At 60.0% G+C, this 442-nt stretch carries 1 protein-coding gene; it reads left to right on the top strand.

The window, feature by feature from the left end; all coding sequences use genetic code 11:
- Nucleotides 1–95 precede the first annotated feature (95 nt).
- Nucleotides 96–442 (top strand): hypothetical protein (locus J5M56_RS25535; RefSeq protein WP_207938128.1); only part of this gene is annotated, 347 nt, incomplete at its 3' end.

The following is a 442-nucleotide window of genomic DNA, read 5'->3' as shown; positions in this document are numbered from 1 at the left end:
ACCCTATGTCGATCATCGCCGGCATGACGCCAACGCAAATCGGGCAACTATCCACCCAACAAATAACGGACTTAAAGGCGTCGGACTTCAAGGCCATGAAGGCCGAACAGCTTGCCGCCCTCACCAAAGACCAGATCGGCGCCATCGAAACCCGTGACCTTGTCACCTTCAGCGCCAAGGCCATGGCCGCCCTGGATGCCGATGAGCTGGCCGACGGCCTTACCAGCGACCAGATCACCAACCTGACCGCCACCCAGCTCAAAGGCTTGAGTGAAGCCCAGATGGCAAAGCTGGGCGGCGACTTCGTGAAGGAACTCAGTCCCACCCAGATCAAGGCCATGACCCCGGCGCAGTTGAACCAGCTGACCGAGGCCGAAGTCACCGCCTTGGGCGACAAAATCAAGGACTGGTCAGCCGCGCAGCTCAAAGGACTGGGCGACAA

Origin of the sequence: Pseudomonas sp. 51_B (genome assembly GCF_017491595.1) — a bacterium.
GTDB lineage: Bacteria > Pseudomonadota > Gammaproteobacteria > Pseudomonadales > Pseudomonadaceae > Aquipseudomonas > Aquipseudomonas promysalinigenes.
The sequence above is the reverse complement of the archived record's forward strand: the minus strand, read 5'-3'. Positions and strand labels throughout refer to the sequence as shown.